This is a genomic window from Rossellomorea sp. SC111 (genome assembly GCF_024733565.1).
GTDB lineage: Bacteria > Bacillota > Bacilli > Bacillales > Bacillaceae_B > Rossellomorea.
The window spans coordinates 232,055-241,105 of sequence record NZ_JANIOC010000001.1 but is presented as its reverse complement, the minus strand read 5'-3'; the positions used below and the strand labels follow the sequence as shown (position 1 = coordinate 241,105).

Annotated in this window: 12 protein-coding genes; 6 read left to right on the top strand and 6 right to left on the bottom strand. The window is 46.9% G+C overall.

The features are described from left to right. The first annotated feature begins 329 nt into the window (after window positions 1–329). A complete protein-coding gene (locus NQ095_RS01345; protein ID WP_258261717.1) occupies window positions 330–1,592 on the top strand; it encodes a Y-family DNA polymerase in 1,263 nt (420 codons plus the stop codon). A 21-nt stretch (window positions 1,593–1,613) separates the two neighbouring features. Then, window positions 1,614–1,946 carry a YolD-like family protein gene (locus NQ095_RS01340; RefSeq protein ID WP_258261716.1) on the top strand — a complete coding sequence of 111 codons (333 nt, stop codon included), beginning with the start codon at window positions 1,614–1,616 and terminating at the stop codon, window positions 1,944–1,946. A gap of 50 nt (window positions 1,947–1,996) precedes the next feature. On the opposite strand, the gene NQ095_RS01335 is transcribed toward NQ095_RS01340, so the two are convergent. Beyond that, complete coding sequence (locus NQ095_RS01335; RefSeq protein WP_034758155.1) at window positions 1,997–2,212, bottom strand: CDGSH iron-sulfur domain-containing protein; 216 nt, start codon at window positions 2,210–2,212, stop codon at window positions 1,997–1,999. 131 nt (window positions 2,213–2,343) lie between these two features. Between NQ095_RS01335 and NQ095_RS01330 the strand changes: the two genes are divergently transcribed. Further along, window positions 2,344–2,676, top strand: a complete 333-nt coding sequence (locus NQ095_RS01330; RefSeq protein ID WP_258261715.1) for an iron-sulfur cluster biosynthesis family protein — start codon at window positions 2,344–2,346, stop codon at window positions 2,674–2,676. Window positions 2,677–2,716: 40 nt separating this feature from the next. Here NQ095_RS01330 and NQ095_RS01325 read toward each other — a convergent pair whose 3' ends face one another. The 5 genes from NQ095_RS01325 to NQ095_RS01305 all read right to left on the bottom strand — a co-directional run bounded on the left by NQ095_RS01325 (window position 2,717) and on the right by NQ095_RS01305 (window position 6,266). Continuing rightward, window positions 2,717–3,145: a hypothetical protein gene (locus NQ095_RS01325; protein ID WP_258261714.1), complete on the bottom strand. Its 429-nt coding sequence runs from the start codon at window positions 3,143–3,145 to the stop codon at window positions 2,717–2,719. A gap of 78 nt (window positions 3,146–3,223) precedes the next feature. Continuing rightward, the gene (locus NQ095_RS01320; RefSeq protein ID WP_375162794.1) at window positions 3,224–4,087 is read right to left on the bottom strand and encodes an aminoglycoside phosphotransferase family protein; all 864 of its coding nucleotides are present in this window, start codon (window positions 4,085–4,087) and stop codon (window positions 3,224–3,226) included. 32 nt (window positions 4,088–4,119) lie between these two features. Next, window positions 4,120–5,046, bottom strand: coding sequence for an alpha/beta hydrolase (locus NQ095_RS01315; RefSeq protein ID WP_258261712.1), 927 nt, complete (start codon window positions 5,044–5,046; stop codon window positions 4,120–4,122). Window positions 5,047–5,173: 127 nt separating this feature from the next. After that, entirely contained in the window at window positions 5,174–5,305 is a 132-nt protein-coding gene (locus tag NQ095_RS01310) for a hypothetical protein (RefSeq protein WP_258261711.1), read from the bottom strand. 61 nt (window positions 5,306–5,366) lie between these two features. Continuing rightward, the gene (locus tag NQ095_RS01305; protein WP_258261843.1) at window positions 5,367–6,266 is read right to left on the bottom strand and encodes a hydroxymethylglutaryl-CoA lyase; all 900 of its coding nucleotides are present in this window, start codon (window positions 6,264–6,266) and stop codon (window positions 5,367–5,369) included. Window positions 6,267–6,438: 172 nt separating this feature from the next. On the opposite strand from NQ095_RS01305, the gene NQ095_RS01300 reads away from it, so the two are divergent. Genes NQ095_RS01300 through NQ095_RS01290 form a run of 3 tightly spaced genes read left to right on the top strand, consistent with a single transcriptional unit; the run spans window position 6,439 to window position 9,035 of the window. After that, window positions 6,439–7,626, top strand: a complete 1,188-nt coding sequence (locus tag NQ095_RS01300; protein ID WP_258261710.1) for an acetyl-CoA C-acetyltransferase — start codon at window positions 6,439–6,441, stop codon at window positions 7,624–7,626. A 35-nt stretch (window positions 7,627–7,661) separates the two neighbouring features. Beyond that, window positions 7,662–8,354 (top strand): CoA transferase subunit A, encoded by a 693-nt coding sequence (locus NQ095_RS01295; protein ID WP_258261708.1) that lies wholly within the window; start codon window positions 7,662–7,664, stop codon window positions 8,352–8,354. Between the two features lie 18 nt (window positions 8,355–8,372). Further along, window positions 8,373–9,035: a CoA transferase subunit B gene (locus tag NQ095_RS01290; protein ID WP_258261707.1), complete on the top strand. Its 663-nt coding sequence runs from the start codon at window positions 8,373–8,375 to the stop codon at window positions 9,033–9,035. The last annotated feature ends 16 nt before the right edge of the window (window positions 9,036–9,051 follow it).

Below are 9,051 nucleotides of genomic sequence, written 5' to 3'. Positions count from 1 at the left end.
AGTCAAACCTGCCAAAAAGGCAAAGGACGCCTTTCCGGCAGGTTCGCCTTATGCTTGTCGCCCCTGCCCAAGCCGCCTCCGCTTTTCTTTGTCCAGCTGCAGGGGCTTGGGGCTCGAGGTCATAAGTCAAGTCACCCAAAAAGGCAAAGAACGCCTTTCCGGGTGACTTGACTTATGCTTGTCGCCCCAGAGGAAGCCCCTTCCGCTTTTCTTATTATTCTCTCCGTTTCCAGTAATTTGAGTTGAAAGGGAACGTATATTCGGTTAGAATCATAGATATACTATATAAGAACATTTGTTCTATTTTGGGTAAGATGGAGGATGAGGATATGACTGTCGATTACAGTGTGCTGCCACACCACAAGATTTTGTGCATCGATATGAAGAGCTTTTATGCTAGCTGTTCGGCTGTCATGGAGGGGCTTGATCCCCTTGAATGTCACTTGGCTGTAGTGGGGGATAAAAGTCGGCAGGGAAGCATCGTGCTGGCGGCCTCACCTAGGATGAAGAAGGACTTTGGGATCAAAACGGGTTCGCGGAGGTTTGAAATTCCAGAAGACCCGCGAATCCAGCTTGTAGAGCCGAAAATGGCGACGTACGTCCGGATCTCCACTGAGCTGACCCGCCTGTTTCATCGGTATGTGCCAAAGGATGCCATCCACACGTACAGCGTGGATGAAAGCTTCATCAAGATTGATGGAGCGACGGGTCTCTGGGGAGACGCGACCACCGTCGCCGGGAAAATAAAAGACGATATGGAAAGGGAATTTCAACTTCCCTGCGCCATCGGAATCGGCCCTAATATGCTCTTGTCCAAGCTGTGCCTGGATCTTGACGCTAAGAAAAAGGGGATTGCCGAGTGGACCTATGAAGACGTCCCGGAAAAGCTGTGGCCGCTCTCTCCGCTGCGCGAAATGTGGGGGATTGGAGGTCGTCTTGAGAAGACCCTTAACCGCATGGGTATCTTCTCCATCGGGCAATTGGCGAAGTATGACCTGGAGAAGCTTGAGGCGAAGTTCGGTGTGATGGGGAACCAGCTTTATTACCATGCATGGGGAGTTGACCTTTCTGAGATAGGGGCACCGATCATGGATGGGCAGGTCAGCTTCGGCAAGGGTCAGATTCTGCTGCGGGATTATAAGGAGAGAAAGGAAATCAAACGCGTCATTTTAGAAATGTGCGAAGAGGTCGCGAGACGTGCCCGGACCCATCGAAAGGCTGGTCGGACCGTGAGCTTCGGAATCGGCTACAGCCACGAAGAATTCGGAGGAGGATTCCACCGGTCACGAACGATAGAGGAACCGACCAATATCACCATGGATTTGTATCGGGTGTGCCTGGAACTATTCGAAGAGAACTACAATGGGAAAACCGTACGGAAAATCAATATCGCCCTTTCGAATATTGTAGAGGACGGGACGCTGCAGGTTTCCCTGTTCGAACCTGACCGCTGGGAAAAACGGGAGCTCGGGTATGTAGTAGACCGCATCCGAAATAAATATGGCTCCGGGGCCCTTCTCCGCGCCGTCTCCTATACTGAAGCGGGAACAGCGAGGCATCGTGCCCGTCTGGTGGGCGGACATAAATCATAACGAATGAGGAGGTGAAGAGAATTGATCCGGGATCGAGGAAGAATCAAGTGGACCTCCATGATGCTCCCCGAGCACGTGAAGCTCCTGAGGGATTGGGCAAAGGAAGATACACACGAAAAGAGGATCGAACTTGATGAGCAGGAGCTTGACAGGATGAATGAAGTCGTGGCAGAGGCGATGGAGTTTGGTAGAATGGTATCGATTACCCATTATGTGAAGCACCGCCATCAATTATCAATCGGAACCGTTCATCATGTCGACCCGTTGGACGGGAATCTGCACGTCGTAGACCGGTTCGAAGACGTACACTATATTCCACTGGCAAGCGTGGTGGATATTCGTTTTTTCGATTGATCTCCAAATGAAAAGAGAGACTTCGTGTGAAGTCTCTCTTTTCATTCCATCTACTCTTCGTCCAATACCTTTTCTGCACGCACACATGATTCAAATTTACCTTTGTGAGAAGCGTCGCAAAACGGCATGTTGGTTGATAGACCACAACGGCACAGAGTAAACACTTGTTTCGTTGGAAATACATTTCCGTCAGCATCAATCAGTTCCACATCGCCACTTACGCGAAAAGAACCGTTATCATTCACTTTAATTTGAGCTTTTGTCATGAAAATCCACCCTTTCTAGAAAATACAAAAGAATCCCCACTATCGATAGTAAGATGAAAAGAGTAAAAAAGCAATATTCTAAAAGGAACAATTGAAATGTGGTAGGATAAAGGACAGAGGAGGAAAGTCGAATGAAAATCCAACTAACGAACGAAGCAACCCAGAAGATCCAGGATAAAATAGAAAACAAACAAGGTCACCTGAAACTAAAATATGATACGGAAGGCTGCGGCTGTGTGGTGAGCGGCATTCCTACCCTGTGGTTTGTCCATCACCCTGTTGAAGGGGAAGATATCAAGATCGACACGAACAGTCATCCAATTCTCGTAGAAAAATCAAAGATGGTCTTTCTTGATGAAGAGCTAAAAATCGATTTTTCTTCGCAAAGTAATACATTTCAATTAAAGAGCCCTGGCCAGATCATCAATGGGAGAATGAACTTTTTGTTGTATCCGGGGGAATAGAGAATAAAAGCTCCGGTGCATGCCGGAGCTTATGTGTTCTTTAAAACCAATAATACGAACAAAAGATAACAATGAAACCGAAAACCGAAAAAAGGAGAGTCCCTGTAAAAAACGGGGAGCGGACCGGGTTGAAAATTCGTATCGGAGAAGAGAGCCCGAACTTTTTCAAAAATAACATGTCTGTATTCATATTGAAATGAGCATGGTAGGGAATCACCCAGATGAAAAAGAGAAAGACGGTGCAGGAAATGAACAGTGCATCCAAAAAAGCCAGGTGGAAAAAGAAATAGACGCATAGAAGAAAAAGAATTTCAATGAAAAGGGTAAGGGAGGAGAGAAAGAGTTGCTGACGAAAGGCAGTTAATTTGGTAATGAAGAAGTCCTCGAACCTTCCCCACAAATAAGCGAAGATGGCGATAACCGCAATCCCTCCAAAGATATTCCCAAAGGCCAATGCGATCTCTCTCATGAAATCCTCTCCCTCCGTAACGTATGAATTAAATTAATTTTAACATATAATCCCAATTTCAGGATAGGAACTATCCAATTACTCCGCCAATAGCTCTTCAAACATCCCCGCCAAAGAAACCCCGGTTTTCCATCCATCGTGTCCATCGCCGACAGACCAGCAAGCAGACAGAATGGAATGACAAAATCCGTACTGCAGCAACCGCTCATAAGAGAGGGAAAGCAGGGACGTGATGGTCTCAGTCCTATATCGGAGCAACTCTATGGGCACATCCCATTTCTCCCATTCATTCAACATAAACTGAATGCAGTCATATTCCCGCTCCCCGATAAGTCCTTTAGGATCGATGGCGGTCCAACCGGAAGATTCAGAGAAGAGGATGTTCCCGTGGTGCAGGTCACCGTGCAGGAGGTAATGATCCAGAGAAGTACTGAGCAGCCGGGGAAAGAGGTTCTCAGCCTTCAAGACGAGCTCTTCAGGAAGGGGACCGCATCCTCCGTCGAATCTTTTACGCAAACGTCCGATGCCCTTTGACCAGGATTGAACCGTAGGATAAGAATGAGAGCTGACAGGCTTATGCCAGAGTCCCTCGGCCACCCGGGAGAACACAGTCAGTACCTCTTCTTCGTCTCTGACGGAGTGAAGGGAAGAACCGGGTGTCAGGCGATCTAAAAGGATCCATCCTTCTTGCCTTTGGAAATCTATGACCTCCACCATGCCCTTTCCCTTGAAATCCTGAAGCGCATGAAACTCATTGGAAAAATCATTGTTCGGATACCCGATCTTTAAAACGGCATCCCGCTCACGTCCGATCCGGACAGGCACTACAAAGTTATAGCTTAATGAAAAAGGTTCACCATAAGTAAAATCGAATCGTTTTTTTAATGAGTCCAGTAGACCCTCCAAGTGGGATATCCACTCTGGACCTGAATCGCCATACATCGTTTGCATTTTTAATTTGAAATCAGCCGGGATCATGAGACATCTCCTTTGTCGGTTGGTACAAACTGCTCCAGAAAACGTTGGATAACTTCCTCATATTGTTCAGGGTTGTCATTATACGACTGGGCATGGGTCCCGCGAAAGTCGAGGAACAGCTCCTTTGGACCCTGCTTTTTTTCGAAAAGATCCTTTGTCATTTGAGGCAGGATGAAGTCATCATTCCGGCTGTGGATAAATAACACAGGCTTCCGGATGTTCTGAACAACCGAAAGAGGAGATAAATCCTTTAGTGTGTAGCCTTGTCGCAGCTTCAGCATACCGTCCACGAGGGGAAGGAGGAACTTTGCCGGTATCTTCACTTCCGCACTCATCCGGTAGGCAAGCTGTTCACCGAAGTCAGAGAATGGACAATCGGCAATATAAAAATCAGCCCGGTCCTCCACACTGCCTGCATAAAGAAGCAAAGTCGCAGCCCCCATCGATTCCCCGTGGATTCCGAACAATACATCGTCTCCTTCACGACGGATCAGTTCCTCCACGACGGACTTCAGATCGAATTTTTCAAAATACCCGTAGCTTGTCGTCTTACCACCGGATTCCCCGTGACGCCTGTGGTCATAAATCACGGCATTGAAACCCTTCTTGAGGAACAGATTCATATATTTAATCGAGTTCCATTTATTCTCCGTCACCCCATGGGAAAAAATCATGAATTTTTTATGGGGATGGGGGTTCACGAAAACCGCCTTTATGTCATATCCGTACTGGGAAGGGATCATCACTTCCTCTTTAGGGAGGGAATCATATTCCTCTTCGATCAGACGAGTCGATTCCGTTTCACGTGAACGAATGAAGTCATCCCCTTTTTTGGGTAAATACATAAATCGATTGGTTATATAAACTCCAAGCAGACCGATGGAAGAAAGGGTACCGCCCAGAATCGCAAGTTTTTTTCGCATGTCATCACCTCAAGGAACATCATTTACTCATATTGTAGCAAAAGAAGGAAAAAAGAGGAATTTTGAAGACGTAAAAAAAGTGCCTCAGAAAGAGACACTTTTTTTCACGATAAATGAGATTTGACATTTACGATTTAGCATTTTGTCCTTTAGCAGGGTGAATGGCTTTATCCAGTTCTTCTTTCGCCATGGTGTTAGAAACCGTATCTGCATTCGGTTTGCCTTTTTGACTGAATCCTTTATCGCGTTTTTGGCTCATGTGATTCATCTCCTTAAAGGTTATCCCCTTTAGAATGCTCGGAGGCGAGAGGACATATGCACTATTGATTCAATTCATAAAGGCGGTAATAACCGCTTTCGATCGGACGGCTGATATGAGGTTTAACAACGTCGATGGCAAGGGCGAGTTTCTCGAGGTCGACTTCTGTGGAAATTCCCATTTCCTCGAGCATATACACAACATCCTCCGTCGCTACATTCCCTGTGGCACCGGGGGCGAAAGGGCAGCCTCCAAGTCCGCCTGCACTGGTGTCAAAGCGGTCGATTCCCGCTTCAAGGGACGCAAGGATATTCGCGAGCGCCATCTTACGGGTGTCATGAAAATGTGCCGTAAGCAGTGTGTCGGGTAATTCTTGCTTCAATAATGCAAAAAGATGATAGGCTTCTGACGGATTAGCCCGTCCGACCGTATCGGCGACACTCAATTCATCCACACCTAATGAAACGAATTCCTGACAAAGGGAAAGAGTATCGTCCGGTAAGATCTTCCCTTCATATGGACAGTAGAAAGCGGTTGAAATGCACGCTCTCACGAAATAACCCTTTTCTTTCAGCTCCGCAATGAGAGGGGCTAGTCCTTTCATGGCTTCCTTGGTCGTTTTATTGATGTTTTTTTGATTGAAGGAATTGCTCACGCCAACGAATACTGCGACAGACCGGCAGTCTGTTTCGTATACCCGTTCCATCCCCTTTTTATTAGGAGCAAGTACCATATCGCGTGAATCCAGTGTCATGCAGGAGTCGACAATCTCATTCGCATCCTGCATTTGTGGAACCCACTTGGGAGAAACAAACGAAGTCAACTCCATTTCTTTCACACCTGATTGTTTCAACCGAAGGATAAATTCTTTCTTAACGTCCGTCGGGACAAAGTTCTTTTCATTTTGCAAGCCGTCTCTCGGACCTACTTCAATGATTGTGGCTTTTTTAGGTAAAATCATCATTTTCACTCCTCCCCCTTCATTTTAAGAAGATTTCGACATATAAATCAATATAAAAATTTTTTGACGAATTTAGAGGAATTTAACCGCTTACATAGAATGAGTAAAAGTGGAACTGTTTTATCTATAAATAGGCAAGCACATCAGTCAGAAGAGAAAGGGAGGAAGAACGATGTCGAATGAAGTTGTCATTGTGAGTGCAGTACGCACGGCCATCGGAAGCTTTAACGGATCTTTAAAAGGCATTTCCGCTCCGGAGCTTGGTGCGATAGTTATTAAAGATGCCCTGGAGAAGGCTGGTTTAAGTGGTAATGATGTTGATGAAGTGATCATGGGGAATGTGTTGCAGGCAGGGTTGGGACAGAACCCGGCTCGTCAAGCATCCATCAAAGCGGGACTGCCTGAACAGGTACCGGCCATGACGATTAATAAAGTGTGTGGATCAGGATTAAAAACGGTTCATCTCGCAACACAGGCAATCCTTTCCGGGGATGCAGATATCATCGTTGCAGGAGGAATGGAAAATATGAGTCAGGCTCCATATCTACTAAAAGGAGCTAGGGAAGGATACAAGATGGGGGACCAGAAAGTCGTCGACAGCATGATTTCAGACGGTTTATGGTGTGCCTTTAATGATTACCATATGGGTGTGACGGCAGAAAATCTATGTGACCGTTACTCTCTCTCAAGAGAAGAACAGGACGAATTCGCAGCATGGAGTCAGCAAAAAGCTGCTGCTGCCATGGAATCCGGCCGATTTGATGATGAAATCGTTCCGGTTTCCATCCCGCAGCGAAAAGGGGATCCGGTTGTGTTCAAGCAGGATGAGTTCCCACGTAAAGGGTCAACGGCCGAGAAGTTATCCGGTTTGCGGGCTGCCTTCAAAAAAGATGGCTCGGTGACAGCAGGTAATGCATCGGGCATCAATGATGGGGCCGCTGCTGTTGTCGTCATGTCCAGGAAGAAAGCAGACGAACTTGGCATCACGCCTCTCGTGACGATCAAAGGGAATGCCAATGCAGGTGTAGATCCGAGTGTCATGGGAATCGGACCGGTTGCCGCCGTTAAAAAAGTATTGGAAAAAACGAAGATGACGATTGAGGATATGGAATTGATTGAAGCCAATGAAGCATTTGCCGCACAATCATTGGCAGTGGATAAAGAGCTTCAATTCAAAAAGGATGCCCTTAATGTAAACGGGGGGGCCATAGCACTTGGTCACCCGATTGGAGCGAGCGGAACACGAATCCTGGTGACGCTGATCCATGAGATGAAGAAAAGAGGCGTCCAAAATGGACTTGCTACCCTTTGCATCGGTGGGGGACAGGGAGTAGCGACAGTTGTTGAACTTCATAAATAAGGAATGGGAAAATCCAGATTCAAGGAGGGAATACAATGAAAGAAGTATACACTTCATATGACGAAGCGGTGGCAGATATTCACGATGGAGCAACATTGATGGTTGGAGGATTCGGCCTGTGCGGGATCCCTGAAAAACTCATTCTTGCCCTTGTGGAAAAAGGAGTGAAAAACCTGACTGTCATTTCCAATAACTGTGGGGTAGACGATTGGGGCCTGGGTTTATTACTGAAAAATAAACAGATTGATAAGATGATAGGTTCTTATGTCGGCGAAAATAAAGAATTTGAAAGACAGGTATTATCAGGTGAGCTCGAAGTGGAATTGGTTCCCCAAGGGACACTTGCCGAGAAGATCCGCGCAGGAGGTGCAGGGATCCCTGCATTCTATACGCCTGCAGGAGTCGGGACACCGGTAGCGGAAGGGAAAGAAACCCGCACATTTAATGGGAAAGAATATCTGCTGGAAGAAGCCTATACAGCCGACTTCTCACTTGTACGTGCGTGGAAGGCCGATAAGATGGGGAATCTGATCTACAACAAAACAGCGCAGAACTTTAATCCGATGATTGCAGCTGCGGGGAAAGTGACGATTGCCGAAGTGGAAGAACTGGTTGAAATCGGGGAGATCAACCCGAATGAAGTGCACACACCGAGCATCTACGTGCAGCGTCTGATACAGGCCGAGCAGGAAAAACGGATTGAAAGAAGAACAGTGAGACAAGCATAGAAGGGAGAGTGGAACGGGATGGATCGTGCCAAAATGCGTGAAAGAATCGCAAGAAGAGCGGAAAAGGAAATAGAAGATGGTTTCTATGTGAACTTAGGAATCGGGATGCCTACACTGGTTGCCAACTATATAACAGAAAACAAACAGGTTGTCCTTCAATCTGAAAATGGATTACTCGGAATCGGACCATATCCGGGTGAAAATGAAGTCGATGCCGACCTCATCAATGCCGGAAAAGAGACTGTTACGGCGATTCCGGGCTCCTCTTACTTTGATAGCTCGGAGTCATTCGGAATGATTCGTGGCGGGCATATCAATATCGCCATCCTTGGTGGAATGGAAGTAGCCGAAAACGGGGACCTCGCCAACTGGATGATCCCGGGGAAAATGATCAAAGGGATGGGCGGAGCGATGGACCTCGTTCACGGAGCCCAGCGTATCATCGTCATCATGGAACATGTCAATAAGGCAGGTGAAAGCAAGATCCTGAAAGAATGCACCCTGCCTTTGACGGGAAAAGGCGTCGTTGACCGCATCATCACGGATCGCGCAGTAATGGACGTCACGGATGAAGGACTTCTCCTTCGCGAAGTAGCCAACGGCTTCTCTGTGGAGGATATCCAATCATCCACAGATGCGACGTTGATCGTAGGGGATGATGTAGTACTGGAAGCGTATTGATGGAAAGAGCCGGTTA